14 protein-coding genes are annotated in these 15,198 nt (G+C 61.2%); 7 read left to right on the top strand and 7 right to left on the bottom strand.

All coding sequences use genetic code 11. The annotated features are described in order from the left end of the window. Positions 1–1,138 (top strand): molybdopterin dinucleotide binding domain-containing protein (locus tag AC0L17_RS05935; protein WP_473515128.1); only part of this gene is annotated, 1,138 nt, incomplete at its 5' end. A gap of 91 nt (positions 1,139–1,229) precedes the next feature. Beyond that, positions 1,230–1,715, top strand: a complete 486-nt coding sequence (locus AC0L17_RS05930) for a hypothetical protein (protein WP_473515127.1) — start codon at positions 1,230–1,232, stop codon at positions 1,713–1,715. Between the two features lie 28 nt (positions 1,716–1,743). Here the strand turns inward: AC0L17_RS05930 and AC0L17_RS05925 are convergent, their stop codons facing one another. Continuing rightward, on the bottom strand, positions 1,744–2,775 hold the full coding sequence (locus AC0L17_RS05925) for a hydroxyacid dehydrogenase (RefSeq protein WP_473515126.1): 1,032 nt from the start codon (positions 2,773–2,775) through the stop codon (positions 1,744–1,746). 261 nt (positions 2,776–3,036) lie between these two features. Between AC0L17_RS05925 and AC0L17_RS05920 the strand changes: the two genes are divergently transcribed. Continuing rightward, on the top strand, positions 3,037–4,473 hold the full coding sequence (locus tag AC0L17_RS05920; protein ID WP_208602495.1) for an aldehyde dehydrogenase family protein: 1,437 nt from the start codon (positions 3,037–3,039) through the stop codon (positions 4,471–4,473). A 185-nt stretch (positions 4,474–4,658) separates the two neighbouring features. On the opposite strand, the gene AC0L17_RS05915 is transcribed toward AC0L17_RS05920, so the two are convergent. From AC0L17_RS05915 to AC0L17_RS05905, 3 genes are all read right to left on the bottom strand, one after another. After that, positions 4,659–5,999: a glucoamylase family protein gene (locus AC0L17_RS05915; protein ID WP_473515125.1), complete on the bottom strand. Its 1,341-nt coding sequence runs from the start codon at positions 5,997–5,999 to the stop codon at positions 4,659–4,661. Positions 6,000–6,050: 51 nt separating this feature from the next. Continuing rightward, entirely contained in the window at positions 6,051–6,803 is a 753-nt protein-coding gene (locus tag AC0L17_RS05910) for an SDR family NAD(P)-dependent oxidoreductase (protein WP_473515124.1), read from the bottom strand. Positions 6,804–7,016: 213 nt separating this feature from the next. Then, complete coding sequence (locus AC0L17_RS05905; RefSeq protein ID WP_091592790.1) at positions 7,017–7,946, bottom strand: TIR domain-containing protein; 930 nt, start codon at positions 7,944–7,946, stop codon at positions 7,017–7,019. Positions 7,947–8,135: 189 nt separating this feature from the next. On the opposite strand from AC0L17_RS05905, the gene AC0L17_RS05900 reads away from it, so the two are divergent. Together AC0L17_RS05900 and AC0L17_RS05895 are read left to right on the top strand one after the other, a co-directional pair. Then, positions 8,136–8,405, top strand: coding sequence for a hypothetical protein (locus AC0L17_RS05900; RefSeq protein ID WP_473515123.1), 270 nt, complete (start codon positions 8,136–8,138; stop codon positions 8,403–8,405). Continuing rightward, entirely contained in the window at positions 8,402–9,664 is a 1,263-nt protein-coding gene (locus AC0L17_RS05895) for an O-antigen ligase family protein (protein WP_091593000.1), read from the top strand. Before AC0L17_RS05900 ends, AC0L17_RS05895 begins: the two co-directional genes overlap by 4 nt. A 133-nt stretch (positions 9,665–9,797) precedes the next feature. On the opposite strand, the gene AC0L17_RS05890 is transcribed toward AC0L17_RS05895, so the two are convergent. From AC0L17_RS05890 to AC0L17_RS05880, 3 genes are all read right to left on the bottom strand, one after another. Beyond that, on the bottom strand, positions 9,798–10,556 hold the full coding sequence (locus AC0L17_RS05890; protein ID WP_091592793.1) for a class I SAM-dependent methyltransferase: 759 nt from the start codon (positions 10,554–10,556) through the stop codon (positions 9,798–9,800). Between the two features lie 204 nt (positions 10,557–10,760). Then, complete coding sequence (locus AC0L17_RS05885) at positions 10,761–11,969, bottom strand: polysaccharide biosynthesis/export family protein (protein ID WP_091593002.1); 1,209 nt, start codon at positions 11,967–11,969, stop codon at positions 10,761–10,763. Between the two features lie 169 nt (positions 11,970–12,138). Further along, positions 12,139–12,813: a sugar transferase gene (locus tag AC0L17_RS05880; RefSeq protein WP_091592795.1), complete on the bottom strand. Its 675-nt coding sequence runs from the start codon at positions 12,811–12,813 to the stop codon at positions 12,139–12,141. Between the two features lie 554 nt (positions 12,814–13,367). On the opposite strand from AC0L17_RS05880, the gene AC0L17_RS05875 reads away from it, so the two are divergent. Next, a complete protein-coding gene (locus AC0L17_RS05875; RefSeq protein ID WP_473515122.1) occupies positions 13,368–13,688 on the top strand; it encodes an exopolysaccharide production repressor exox in 321 nt (106 codons plus the stop codon). Between the two features lie 406 nt (positions 13,689–14,094). Further along, positions 14,095–15,108, top strand: a complete 1,014-nt coding sequence (locus AC0L17_RS05870) for a glycosyltransferase family 2 protein (protein ID WP_473515121.1) — start codon at positions 14,095–14,097, stop codon at positions 15,106–15,108. The last annotated feature ends 90 nt before the right edge of the window (positions 15,109–15,198 follow it).

Raw genomic sequence — 15,198 nt, 5'->3', positions numbered from 1 at the left:
CCCCCCGGGCCCGCCCCCCCCCCCCCCGGGGCCGCCCCCCCCCCCCCCCCCCCCCCGGCGCCCCCCCCCCCCCCCCCCCCCCCCCCAGGGGGGTGTTCAAGCTGGACATAGCTCAGCCAGCACCCGCTTCTTCGCCAACGGCAACTTCTACACACCCGACGGCAAGGCGCGCTTCATCCCGATCCGTCCAGTTCCGCAAACCCGCACGAACGAAAATTTCCCGCTGGTGCTCAACACCGGGCGGGTTCGCGACCACTGGCACACCATGACGCGGACGGGAAAAAGCCAGCGGCTGTCGCAGCACCTGGCCGAGCCGTTCGCCGAAATCCACCCGGCGGACGCTCAGCACTTCGGCATCGGCGATGCCGACATCGTCCGCGTCTCAACCGAGCATGGCGAGGTGCTGCTTCGTGCGCTGGTGACGGCGCGGCAGCGGCCAGGCTCGGTCTTCGTGCCGATGCATTGGACGGACCAGTTTTCCGCGCGGGCTCGTGTCGATGCGCTGGTGGCGCCCATCACCGATCCGATTTCAGGACAGCCGGCCTCGAAGAATGTTGCCGCCCGGGTGGAACGCTTCGCTGCCGTCGCGTTCGGCTTCGCGGTGCTTGCCGAACGGCCAGCCTCGATCGACGCCGACTATTGGAGCCTCGCCCGCTGCGCCGCCGGCTGGCGTCTCGAGCTTGCGCTGGAAGTCAACCGGGACTGGCCGGATTTCGCGGCTTCGCTTTTCGGGGCGGACACGCCAGGCGAGACGCTCGCCTATCATGACGTCGCCGGCGGGCACTATCGCTTCGCCCGCTTTGCCGGCAGCCGGCTGACCGGCGCGCTCTATCTTGCGCCCGGGCCGGTCGCGGTGTCGCGCGGCTGGGCGGTCGAGCAGTTGAGCGCGGACCATGCCGATCGGCGCGGGCGACTGGCGATCGTGGCGGGGCGGCCGGGCGGCAACAGCGTCGATCGCGGCGCCATCGTCTGCTCCTGTTTCGGGGTCGGCGCCAATCAGATCGCCGAAGCGGTGCGCGGAGGCTGCGTAAGCGTCGAAGCGATCGGCGCCACCTTGCATGCCGGCACCAATTGCGGCTCCTGCCGCGCCGAGATCAGCACCATCATCGAGGCGCGGCGCCTTCACGCGGCGGAATGAGGGCGTCCAAAGCGCGTCGCGACGCTTACCAGCAATTTACAAACCGTGGGCTACCAACGTCCTTATCCGATTCGTTCCGAGCAGGACCATTATGAGCAAAGCCCTCACTTCATTCGCATTGGTGGCCATATTGACGGCTTTGCTGATGGCTCTCAACCTGGCGGTGGCCAGGCATGGCTATCCCTTTGGTGCGATCGGCGCAGAACGCCTGGACGACGTCGCCGATGCCGGGACGTTTATCCCGCTCGCGGGCGTGTACTTCTTCAGCGCGCTGCTGATGATGATCCTGCCGATCAGGGTCGCCGGCATCGTCCTGACACATGCTGCGGATGCGATCTTCTGGACAGTCATCGTGTTGTTCGCGGCCATCATTGGCGGCCTCGCCGCCAGGTGGGCTTTCGATCGAAGCAATGTCCTGCCGGCACTGCTGAATTGGCGGTTCCTGTTTGTCGTGGCCGTCGTCGGCTGCCATCTCTTCATGAACGAGCTGCGCCGCAATATCCTGCTGAGAAGCCTGTTCTTTGTCGTCTTCGCCGCAGCGACGCTCGCCTGCCTGTTCTGGTCGTTCACCATCTGAGAAACTCGCAGCCGCTGGGCCTGACGGCTCAGTTCTTGTCGACCGGCTTCGAGCGCATGCGCGAAACGGTCTCGCGTTCGGCCCGCTTCGAACGCATTGGCGGCAGGCCGCGGTCGATCAGGTCCATGTCTTCCAGCACCATGTCGCCCATCCGCTTGAAAGCGATGTCGAGCGCGCCGGCCCGGTGGGCGGAGCGCAGGAAGCCGGGCAGCGTGCGGACAGGATGGTCCTGCGCCAGCGGCTCTTGCGGAAACACATCGCTGGCGGCGACGATGTGGCCGCTGCGAACTGCATCCATCAGCGCCGGAAAATCGACCACGCCGGCACGGCTGAGCAGGATGAAGGCGGCTCCTTTGCGCATCCTGGCAAAGGCCTCAGTGCCGAGAAAACCCTGGTTTTCGCTGGTCACCGAAGCGACCACGAAGACGAAATCGCTACTCGACAAAACCGTGTCGAGGGAAGCCGGCTCGACGCCGTTCTCGATCAGGATCGAGGGCGGCAGCCACGGATCGAAGACCTTGGTCCGCGTGCGAAAGCCCGACAGCAGCCGGTTGAGCGCACGGCCGAGATCGCCGAAGCCGATGATACCGACATCCGCGCCGGAGAGAAGCCGCGCCGCCCGGTTGCCCTCGCCGCCCCACAGCTCCTTGCCCTGACGAAACGCAAGATCGGCGTCGACGATGTCGCGGGCGAGGTTGAGCGCCATGGCAAGACCGAGCTCGGCCACCGGCTCGGCAAACACCATGCCGGTGGTGACGACATGGATGCCGCGCGAAAACAGCGTTTCATACGGCATGTTGTTGATGAGGTTGCTCTCGACATTGAAGACACAGCGCAGCGCCGTCATCCTTTCCAGCGTCTCCGGCGCGATCGGCGGCTGGCCGACGATGTAGCGCGCTTCGGCGACCACATCGTGTGGCAGGGCCGCGACGCCTTCTGGCGACGTTTCGACGATACGGTATCTGGCGCGGAATCTCGCCAGTGCCTCGGGCGTGAAAATCAGGTCGAGCGTGCGTGGCTCGGGCGCACTGATCACCAGCGGCAACGCGCTGTCGGACATGGCAGCCTCCTCCTGGCGCGATCCGCGTCGCGCCGCACTAGAATCATGGTTTACCACCTCGACACCCAAGCAGGCCTGCCGGGCTTCGCCTGCCGGGTTTGTGTTTGTCGCAGGTTTTTATCGGAAAACATCGAACACTTTTCCGAAACCTGCTTAGCACATGCCTGTCGAGGAGCAGAACTTTGCCGCTGGCGGCCTTGCGGTGTGGCGGCTGGTGGTCCAGATAGACGGCAATCGAAGGACAAGGAAGACAGCGACATGATCCCGTTTCGAAAGAACCTCATCGATGGCGAGTGGGTGGGCGATGCCGGCTCCCGCAACATCAACCCTTCCAATCTCGACGACGTGGTCGGCGAATATGCGTCGGGCGACGCCGAGCAGGCGCGGCAGGCCATCGCGGCGGCGAAAGCGGCATTTCCTGCGTGGTCCCGATCGGGCTTGCTGGCACGCCATGCGGTGCTGAGGAAGGCGTCGGACGAGATCACCGCGCGGAAAGATGAAATCGGCCGGGCGTTGGCGCGCGAGGAGGGCAAGACGCTGGTCGAGGGAATTGGCGAAACCGTGCGGGCCGCCCAGATCTTCGATTTCTTTGCTGGTGAGACGCTGCGCCTGTCGGGCGAGCTGGTTCCAAGCGTGCGGCCCGGCGTCGGTGTCGAGATCACACGCGAAGCGGTCGGCGTCGTCGGCATCATCACACCGTGGAATTTCCCGATCGCCATCCCGGCGTGGAAGATCGCTCCTGCCCTGGCCTACGGCAACACCATCGTCTTCAAGCCGGCCGAGCTGGTTCCGGAGAGCGCCTGGACCATTGTCGACATATTGCACCGTGCGGGCCTGCCTAAGGGTGTGCTCAATCTCGTCATGGGCAAGGGTTCGGTAGTCGGCCAGGCCATGCTCGACAGCCCTGACCTCAATGCCATCACCTTCACCGGCTCGGTCGGCACCGGCAAGCGCGTGGCTGCCGCCAGCGTCGAGCACATGCGCAAGTACCAGCTCGAAATGGGCGGCAAGAACCCGCTCGTCGTGCTCGACGATGCAGACCTAGCCGTCGCCGTCGACTGCGCGATCAATGGCGCATATTTCTCGACCGGCCAGCGCTGCACGGCGTCGTCCCGCCTGGTCGTGACGGACGGCATCCATGACCGCTTCGTCGATGCGATGAAAGATCGCCTCGCCAAGCTGGTCGTCGGCGACGCCCTCGATGCGAAAACCCAGATCGGACCCGTCGTCGACCAGAGCCAGTTGAAACAGGACGAAGACTATATCGCCATCGGCCGCCAGGAAGGCGCCGATCTCGCCTTCGGCGGCGAGCGGCTCGATCGCGAAACCCGCGGCTTCTACCTGCAACCGGCGCTGTTCACGCAAGCCACCAACGCCATGCGCATTTCACGCGAGGAGATTTTTGGTCCGGTCGCCAACGTCATCCGCGTCAAGGACTATGACGAGGCCTTGGCGGTGGCCAACGACACGCCGTTCGGGCTGACGTCGGGCATCTGCACCTCGAGCCTCAAGCACGCCACGCATTTCAAGCGCAACTCGGAGGCCGGTATGGTGATGGTCAATCTGCCGACGGCGGGCGTTGACTTCCACGTGCCTTTCGGCGGACGCAAGGGGTCGAGCTACGGCCCGCGCGAGCAAGGCCGCTACGCAGCGGAATTCTACACTACGGTAAAGACCGCCTACACGTTCGCCGGCTAAGTAAATCAAGTTAGACGAAATCGAACGGCCTTCCCAGCGAGCGCGAGTTGCCGGGAAGGCGAACGTCTTCGTGGCCGAAACGACAGCGACCACTGGGCGCTAATGCATGTCGCGCACATGCATGGAACAGCAACCTAAAGCGCGTCGCAGGAGGCCGGTAAAACGCGGCGCGTTTTAGCCGTCATTCAGCAGGGGTCCTTGCGAGGAGGGCTCGCCGGCTGCGACAGCCAGCCGCCGGAGAACCCGGCCTTGCACAGGCCGCGACGGATATGCGGGCTCGACCGCATCAGCTCCCAGATCAGCCGCGAGCGGTGGTTTTCAATCATCAGCACGACGATGCCTTGGTCCAGTCCGTAGTGCGCATCCGATATCCAGCCGCTCGGCCCGAACTTCCGCCGGTTCGCCAGCGTCGGGTTGAAGCCGCTCGGCATCCTGAAACCGTCGACCACCTCAGGGTGGCGTTCTCTGAGGTGGCGCAGCGCAGGCAGGCAGATTTCCGGCGCGAAGGGCAGCGATGCGAGATACGACCACGGCGCAATCGTTCCGTCATCGGGGCCGAACGGTGCGCCACGCGCTGCATAGCCGGAAAATTTGCGCGGCCGCCGCTCGATCCGCGCGCGGAATTTGCCGGGTCCGTCACCCGCCGAAAGGCCCCAAAGTGCTTCGCCGTAGCCGTCATAGCCAGAGGGGTTGTGCCGCGCATAGTCGCGGTGAAGGTAGGTCGCGCGGCGGCTGTTTTCGAAATAGTCCGAGTTCTTGTCCCGCATGAACGCATCCCGGATGCCATCGAAGTCGATCCAGGCATGTGAGAACTGGTGCATGAACAGCGGGCCGCCATAGAGCACGTCGTAGCCGTAGATGTTTTCCCACTGATATGTCGCCGTCCAGCCGGCATAGCTGTCGTCCGAGGCGGGTTTGTCGGGGGCGGCCATTGCCAGGACGTAAAGGATCGTCGCTTCGTTGTAGCCTTCCCAGCCATAACGCAGAAAGCCGCTCTTCGGCTTCCAGCCCTGTCGCAAGATCGGTCTGCTGCCTTGAATCCATCGCCAGTCGACGCGTCGGTAGAGCATTTCCGCCAGCTCGCGGATTTCGGTTTCGTCGTCAGTGTCGCCTGTGAAATAGGCGCCAGCCGTGAGCACGCCGGCCATCAGCAGCGCCGTGTCAACCACCGACAACTCGCACCGCCAGGCGCGCAGGCCGGTCCGCATGTCGAGGAAATGGTAGTAAAAGCCTTTGTGGCCGGTGACGTCGTCGCCATCGCCTTGCCGGCTGTTCCAGAAGAAACGCAGTGCGGCAAGCGTCAGCTTCACGGCTGCGTCTCGTGCTATCCAGCCGCGCTCGATCCCGACCGGATAGCAGGACAGGGCGAAGCCGACGACTGCGATGCTTGCCGGCCAATTTGGCCGCGACGTGTCGGCAACCAGTCCGTTTTCCGCATTCACGGTTTCCAGAAAATAGCCGAAGGCGGCGCGCTGGAAGCGGTCGAGCAGTTCTTCGTCGGACTGTGGAGGTTCGACCCTAAGCAAACGACGTAAACTCCAGTCCGGCGTCCCAGGTTGCAAATCGTTCCAGTTGCTTCAATAGGTCGCCCGGCCGCCGGAAACGTCGAAAACGGCAGCCGTCGTAAAGGAACATTCCTCGGAAGCGATCCACGAGATCAGCGCCGCCACCTCCTCGACCTCGCCAAACCGCGCCATTGGTATTTTCGACAGCATGAAATCGATGTGCTGCTGGCTCATCTGCTGGAAGATCGCGGTGCGCACCGCTGCCGGCGTGACGCAGTTCACCGTCACCTTGGTCTTCGCCAGTTCCTTGCCCAGCGACTTGGTCAGGCCGATCACCGCCGCCTTGGAGGTGCTGTAGGCAGAGGCATTCGGGTTTCCCTCCTTGCCGGCGATCGAAGCGATGTTGACGATCCTGCCGTAATTGCGCTCGAGCATGTGCGGAACCAGCGCCTTGTTGCAGTAGAAGACGCCGTTGATGTTGATGTCGATGACCCGGTGCCAATCCTCCACCGAATAGTCCCAGGTCGTCATGTTCGGTCCGGTGATGGCCGCGCTGGTGACCAGGATATCGACCGCGCCAAGGGCTTCGATCGTCTGCCGGGCGGCCTGTGCGACCGCTACAGGATCGGCGACGTCGACGGTCACGCCGTGCAAGTCGGCGATGACAGCCTTGGCCTGCTCGATCTGGGTGGAGTTGCGATCCCAGACGCAAACGTGCCCGCCCTCTTCAACGATTCGTTGCGCGACGGCCAGGCCGATGCCTGAGGCGCCACCGGTGACCACGGCCGATCGTCCGGCAAACCGTCCCGCAAAACTCATTGGCATATGGTCTCCCTCATTTGCCCGCCCCGACGGGCGCTGGCGACACCGCCGGCGGCGAATGTGAAGTCAACAGCGGAGAAGTTCAAGCCGGGGACTGGAGCCTCGAACAGGTTCATGGCGGGCCAGGAGCAGGCGGTTGAGAGCCGCTCTTGGCTACGACCTGACCATTCGATGCTGGGGCTGCCGTCTCTGCAAGGCGACTTCCACGCGCACAGTTCAAACGTTCTTGATCGACTTCCAATGGCTCAGCCGCTCCGCGATCAACTCCACTCGTCGCTGGTTGTCGCGCCCGTCCAGGATGCTCAAGTCCTCCGGTTCGGCGCGCAAGTAGACGCCTGAGGTGCGCGCGTTCAGTTTTGGCTGCGTGTCGGCGCGTGTGGTAAAGTACCCGGACGCGCGATCGGCGGACTCCAGCCGGATCTCCCCCGTCCCGTACAACTGCGACGCGTTAGCATCCAAGGGCCGTTCTCCATTCCAAAAGTAGAAGATGCCGGCAGGCTCCTTTCTCTCCTTTACCGCCTCGCTCCAGTATCTGGCTGACAGACTGCCATTCTCTTGCCATGAGCGGCCGGCCAACTCCAACGCGCCATCGCGGTCTCGCGCGATACGCAGGAGGCTCACGGCGGACGGTTCCTTTGCGGTCCGCTCCGACAGGGAAAACTGCCACCAAAGGCCCTCTATTCGGGCGACGCGGCCTTCATTTTCAACAGCTTTTCGCAGCTTTTGGTTGACCGCTCTCATCTCCGCGGCGGTCGTCGCTTCGCCATACCTCACGGACGTCAGGCCCAGGAGATCGCTTGGAAGCTTGGAACCGTTGGCATGAAGGATAAACGTTCGGCGCATTCCAAGGACTCCGCCGAAAAGGCCGGCTTCGAAGACGACATTGTCTCGCGGAGAAGCTTGAGCGGATACAGGAGCAGATGATGCTGGCAGGCTTCCACTCGTCCAGTCGTCCTGGGCGAAGACGAAAGCGGCGAAGTCGACTTCACGCGTAAGCTCGAGCAGGCGCCCCAGGGTGGTTGTCCCCGGATTGAAGGACGTCGTCCAGGGTTCCACATGCGCGATGTCTTCAAGACCGCGTGTCAGCGCCTGCAGCAGTTTTTTCTGCTTCCCCGACGAGCCCAGGAAGATTCGAGGTTTGTCCATCCGTTTGCTCCAACCCAGCAGATCGGGGACGACCAGCGCCTGCCAATTGTTGGTGTGGCCATCGTCTGGTTGTCCCCGAGATAGCGTACGCGGAGGGCCTCATTCATTGCAACGGATGCAACGAATGCCGGCTGCTATTTTTCGGTCCGGTGCTGAAAGCAACTGCAAAAACAGTTCGGCGCGGCGGTCATGCCGACCGTCTCGTTAAATGCGGCGGCGATGGTGTTTGACGGCGCCGAGAGCGATGCCCCAGCGCTGCGCCGGGATGCTCGGTTCTTGCCGCACGGCCTGTCGTGGCCTTTTACCGCTGTCTCGGGCGCCTTACGGCTGTTTTTGCCTCATTTGGGTGACAGGCTGTGGGGGATGGGTTATATTGCACTGCACAATGAGAGCGTCCGCGCATGGCGCGGCGGCGAATCGGCATTGAACTGCATGGACGGGAATTCGCTACCGAGATGAAGATTCCAAAATCTCTGTTGGTCGACCCGGAGAAGAGCACCGTCTACGGCGCATTTGCTGTTGCCATCTCCATTTGGGCGTTCTCCTACTCCTCGGTTTTCGGGCCGATCCTGATCCTGGCCTATTATGCGGTCTGGCTTCCCCTGATTCTGGTAGACTACCGGCGGCTGTTGCGGCATGCCTCCAGCGCGTGGCTGCCGCTGGCGTTTGCATTCTATGTCTGCCTCTCGGTGTTCTGGTCGGATGCCCCCGGCATCACGTTGAGGACGTCAATCCAGTATTGCTCCCATATCGCCTGCGCCTACATCGCCGCGCGCACCGTCAGCGTCCGGACGTTGACGATAGGCTCACTGATCGGGATTTTTGTCGTCCTGCTCTATTCGCTCAAGGTCGGGGGTTATTCCTATGATATGCTCGACGGGACGTACAATTTCGTCGGCGCATTCAGCTCCAAGAACCAGATCGGCTTTGTCGCCTCCCTTGGCATCTATTTTTGCATTGTCTTCCTGGTTTTTCTCAGGCGCGGCCGGATAAGCTTCATCCTGACGGCGCCCATCCTCGTCCTATCGGCCTATCTTCTGATCATGGCGCATTCCGCCACCTCGACGGCTTCGATACCGGCAGTTCTCGCTCTGGTGGCTCTGCTTGCCATGGCCAAAAAGCTTCCACTCCGCTACCGACGGGTGATTTTCGTGGTCGGCGCATGCGGGCTGGTCGTGGTCACCGCGGTTGCCTTTGCAGGACTTCTGGATTTCGTCCTTGGCGCCTTCGGAAAGGATTCCACGCTCACCGGACGGACCTATCTTTGGGAGCAGGGCTGGGAAGCGGCGCAGCAGGCGCCAGTCCTCGGCGTCGGCTACGCGGCCTATTGGGTGCAGGGGTTCGCCGAGGCCGAGCGGCTCTGGAACGAATTCTACATCACAACCCGAAGCGGCTTCCACTTCCACAACACCTATATCGAAGCCCTCGTCGAGCTCGGTTATGTCGGGGCGACGCTGATTTCGCTGATCATCCTGCGCACGCTATGGGGCCATATATCGGCCCTGATATTCAGGGCATGGCAAGCCGAGTCGGTGATTCTTGCCGGCGTGATGGTGCTTTTGTTCATTCGGTCCTTCGTTGAGATCGACACCTTCAACCCCTACATCACGGGCTCCTTCCTCCTGTATTACAGCTACTTCAAGCTGGTCAGGGTGCATGTCGCCCGTCCCCGATGGACCGCAGCGGACCTCGCGGAACCAGAAACCGCAGGGCGCTAAGCAAGGGCTAAAATATTACCTTGATTTTGGTGGCGCGCACAAAAACGCCGCCTGACAGCGCCAAGGCCAAGCAATCATCTCATCTCACAGGCAGCAGGCGAGCCTCGCCCGAGTTGGGTTTGCTGCCTGTTGATCAGGCCCTGAGGGTCAGGAGCGCGTACCATGCGAACCGCTTCACAAAGGGAAGCGTCAAAACCACTGAATCGACAGCTTTGCCAACCGTGTAGACGGTCTCCGAGATGGTTCGCGGCATCAGCGCGCTTCCTACGGAGCACAGGCCGAAATAGTCCACCTGGACATCGCTGAAATAGCGGCGGGCCAAAGCGAAGTCCGAAATCAGCAAGGGATGTTCATCAGCGGTGCGGATGAGGGGTGTCCGCTTTCTGTAGGCATTCAGCAGCGGATTGTGTCCCATCGGCTCGTAGAAGGACGCCACGCCGTTCGGCTTCAGGACACGGACCACATCGGAAAAACACCGGTCCAGGTCCAGGTGATGGATGATCCCGCGTCCATACACCAGGTCGAACTTGTTGTCCTCGAACGACATGGCTTCCGCATTCATCGCCAAGAATGTAGCGTTCGTGCTTCCAAGCGCGCTCGCCCGTTCGTTCGCCTTGTTTACTGCTACATCCGAAATATCGATCCCCGTCAGAGATCGGCAAAGATCGGGCAGGTGCAGGGAATGCAGGGACCACCCGCCATTGGAGCAACCGTACTCGAGCACGTCTGCATTTTTCGAAAGCCGTTTTATCTGCTCGTCTTGACGTTCAGCGCCATGTCGAATCGTTCGATACCACTTGTCCAGGCTTCCTCTTGGATCCTCCTCCTGACTAAACCTGAGATTGTGAAATTCTCTTTCTCGACTGACGATTTCGTCCCTTGCACTGTGCATGACGAAGTCCTCCTCGGATTTGAGTTGCAGCTAAAGCACAACATCTCCTTGCGCTGTAATTACTCACGTCCCGAGTTGGCGGCAGGCTGGCTTGTCGGGCAGCGAGCACAGTGTCGACGAGTTCATGGTCGAACTCGTCCGGGTCGAACTCTTTGCCGATCGAATCTTGTTCGGCTTGATCGGATCCGCCGATCGCTCGAAGGCTTACTGGCTTGCCATTGGCACCAGCTTCACCTTGATCACGTCCCCAGGCAGCACGGGTGTATCTTCGCTGGCGGCGATTTCGCTGGTCTTGCCGTCGACCATCCGGACCAGGCCAAACGACATCGTTGGCTCTTCGCCGTCGCGATAGCCTTGTAGCGCCGGGTTCCCCGACATGGCTTCGGCCATCAGGCCGGTGTGCATGTTCATCTTGAGCATTGTTTCGGCGAGATCGGCTTCTGCCTGTTGCCGGCCAGTGGCGAGGTCGGCATTCTGGGTGTTCTCCAGGTCGATGGCGTCCTGGTTGGCCTTGCTGATCGACTGCCTGGCGGTGAGGATAGCCGTTTCGTAATCCAGGATCTGTCCTTCCAGGTCGGCGATCGTTTGCTGCGAACCCAGAACCCGAGTGTTGACCACAAGGCCCTTTTGCGCCAGCGAACCGATGCCGCTGAGCTGTTCCTTTGCCAGGTCGACCTGCCGCTGCTGGTTGACGATCTTTTTCTGCAGCGAATCGATCTCGCTCTGCAGCAGCTTCTTCAAATCGTCGAGCGCCTGAAGGCGCAGTTTGAGATTCTTTTGATCGGCCGTCAGGATCGCCATCTCGTCGGCAACGATGCTTGCCAGCTTCGGATCCTCGGCCAGCTCTTTCGGCACGTCGAATGTCGGCTTGTCGGCGATCTGTGCTTCGATGCGCGCGCGCCGAACGATCAGTCGGACCCGTTGGTCCTGGAGAACGTCAAACTCGCCCTTGGCGTTGATCATGTCGCGGTCGTACCGCTGTCCTTCGGGGGCCCGCCGGACACCGCCGGCGATGCTCATCGCCCTCAGGACGGTCAGGTCGGGCACGTAGGGATACTGGCCCGGCGTCTGCACCTCCCCGGAAATGTAGAACGGCCTGTACTGGGCCATTTCGACGGAGGCTTCCGGCCGGTCCGCCAGAGCGAGCTTGCGCTGGAGCGCCTGGCTGATCGCCGCCGCGATCTCGGATGTGGTCTTGCCGGATGCCGGCATTTCGCCGACGAACGGCACCGACAATGTTCCAGACGGGCCGACCGTGTATTCTCCGTTGACGGCTGTCCAGTCGCGGAACGTGCCTTCAACGGTCTGCCATTCGGCCACGCGGATGGTCAGCTTGTCCTGGGATCCAAGCCGGTACTCGTCGGCCGCGGCGAGTTGCGGAACGGCGAGCGCCAGCGCGAGGCAGGTGGTCATAAGCCGCATCGGTCGCATGCGATTGCTAACCGTGCCGGCCCAGGAGATTTCGAAGATGTCTGTTTTCAACTGTATGTTTTCCGATTCGCTTTGGGCCGGTCCGATGAAGCTTGCTGCAGAATGCCTGGCGTCTGGACAGTCACTCCGCGCACAACCGGCTGCCGGCCGGTCAATAGCAGCCCCGCGACATCCAGACGGCAGGCACGGTCTTGATGATGATGCGAATGTCCTCGAACAGCGACCAGTTTTCGACATAGTGGCGATCGAACGCGACACGGCTGTCATAGGAAACGTCATTGCGGCCGCTGACCTGCCAGAGCCCGGTCAGGCCAGGGCGCGATTTCAGGTAATAGACGGCCGAACTGCCGTAGATTTCGAGCTCGTCACGCACCACCGGGCGAGGACCGACAAGGCTCATGTCACCCTGAAGGATGTTGATGATCTGCGGCAGTTCATCGAGGCTGAGCTTCCTCAGCACGGCCCCGACACGCGTGACGCGCGGATCGTTCTTGAGCTTGCGGGTAGCTATCCATTCGGCCTTGGCGTCCGGGTTGGCGGCAAGGTATGCCGCCAGCACCTGTTCGCCATTCTGCACCATAGTGCGAAACTTGAGGCACGGGAAAATCCGTCCGCCCCGCCCGATCCGCCTGTGACCGTAGAAAATCGGCCCGCCGTCGGAAAACTTGACAAGCAGCGCGACCATCACAAACAGCGGACTGAGAGCAACCAGCCCAATCAGTGAACCGGCGATATCGAAGCTGCGTTTGAGCAGGCCGCCGATTGGTGGAAAGTCGATACCGGCCTGTGGAAAATCCGCGTCGGCCGGCTTAGCTACGTCCCTCATGCATAAACTCCATACGTTGAACGGATGGTTTGCCGCACGATATCAAAAAAATGCTGCATCGCAACACACAATTCCTTGAGCGCCTGAAATAATCGCGTCATGCATTGATTAAATAATAAACCGATCCTGCGCAAATTTTGGCCTTTTATGGCGCGTTCGTGACAAATTATGGGCAACCTTGAAAAAGTTAGTGCCTTTTTGAGGCTGATTTTGGGCGTATCGCTCTTTGTGCCGCGTGGTTGAGAATTATCGTGCTGTAGCTTTTTAAAATATAAAGCGCTCCTAAAGTAAAATACTGATTAATATTGCGGCTCTTACTGACGTGAGTCCATACCGGGTGATTGGTTGTGATGCCGGGGTGTGCGTCGCAACATGGCAGAGTCGATCCCCCGAACTTATGCAAAATAATTTGCGGCTGGCCTTGCCCGCTATTGCACACCTTAATAGAGTTGCAAATTGTTTCTGTCAGAGTATGGACAGCGTGGGAAGGCCGGAAGCAACCGGCCAAAAAGCGGGTGGCCTCAACAAGCTCGCATGGCGAAGGGAGGCTCGGGGTGGTCAATCATCGATTTTTGCCCGAGCAGGTTGACGGGCTGTCGGGTATGTCGCTACCAAAATTCATTATCGGCATGATTTTCGCGCTGGCGATCGTGGTCGCCTGGTCTTATCTCAACGGCGCTTCGCTAGGCACAACGCTTCTTCGCGCCATAGCCTGCGCCATTGTCATTCAACTGGGCTACTTTCTGCTCGTTTTCGCCATGGTTGCCAGAAATACCCCGACGTCGGCTGACAAGATTCGCGACGTCGAACGAAAGCTGAGTTCGACCGAAGCGGCCGATGGCGAGAAGTTCAGTGCCAGGAGAAGCCTCCACTGACCTAACGGCAGGTAGCGTCGGCCGGGTCCCTGGCGCACTGCTCGCCCGACAGCATCCTGGGCAACCGACTTGTGATTTCCCTTCAGCCTCGGATTCCCTGGCCACCACTGCCTAAACCCTGTCGATCGACCTGGTGATCAGCGATTCGAGTGCGCTGATCACCCATCCAGAATGGGCAGGGACGGTGTGCGAAGCGGCCCGCCTATCCGCTGGCATTTCACCGCCCGTCGATTTGCGCCATGACGACCCCGAAAGGAAAGACTGGACGGAGCGAGTGATTTTAACGATGCTTCGCACTCGCAGCATAAGCGCCGGCTGACGTTTCGTACAGCCGGGCAGTCAGTGAGAACGAGAGCTGCATTGGGGAGAAAATTCGGAGCTACCTGTGCAGTCGAGAGGCGAATTGATGACAGAACCGGAAGTCTGCGTGATCATTGCCGCTCGCAACGCGGCGCGGACAATTGCGGTTGCCATCGCATCGGCCTTGCGCGAGCCGGAGGTGGCCGAAGTCGTCGTCGTCGATGACGCCTCCACTGACGATACCGCGAAAGTCGTTCGAGCGGCCGACGATGGCAGCGGCAGGGTTTCCGTCATCCGGCTCGACGTCAACGGCGGTCCTTCCTTGGCCCGCAACGCCGCGATCGCCAGTTCCAAATCGCCGTTCATCAGCATTCTGGACGCCGACGATTTTTTTCTCGAGGGCAGATTTCGCGAGTTGTTCGCCAGCGCCGATTGGGATTTCGCTGCCGACAACATCATGATGATCAGGGACGATGCGGCGACCGACGTTTCGAAAATCACCGCTCCGCGGTTTTCGGCCGATCCGGAATTTCTCGATTTCGAGCGCTTCATCGAAGGCAACATCTCCAGTCGTCGTGTGCAGAGAGGTGAGTTGGGTTTTCTCAAACCGGTGATCAGCCGCGCTTTTCTGGACCGGCATGGGCTGCGCTATGACGAAAACCTGCGGCTGGGCGAAGACTATGAACTCTACGCGCGCGCAGTTGCTTGCGGGGCGCGCTTCAAGGTCATCAGGTCCTGCGGCTACGGCGCGATCGTTCGCGCGGATTCGCTGAGCGGCCAGCACAAGACGCAGGATCTCAAGCGTCTGGCCGACGCGGATCTGGCGCTGCTGGCGATCGACAGTTTGCCGGAAGGCTCCAAGGCCGTGCTCAGAAAGCACGAACGGCAGGTGCGCGACAAATATCGGTTGCGAAACTTCCTCGACGTGAAGAACGAGAGAGGGCTGACAGCGGCTGCGGCCTACGCCCTGGCCAGCCAATCCAATCTCATCCCCATCGTTCGCGGCGTGGCCGCCGACAAGCTGGATGCGCTGTTTCGCCGCGCCGGCTTTGGCTCGAAACAGCCTGTGCCGTCGCGGCGCTTTCTCATGGCCGCAACCAGCCCGGTCGGCGAGGCTTGATCTGGTCCGCCGGCGCCCCACACCGATCATGTCAACAGGTCCTTACCCTGCCTCAAAGCGATGCGAATTTCCGATTCGCCGCACTAGGTG

It is taken from the genome of Mesorhizobium sp. WSM4829, assembly GCF_055811475.1.
The sequence above is the reverse complement of the archived record's forward strand: the minus strand, read 5'-3'. Positions and strand labels throughout refer to the sequence as shown.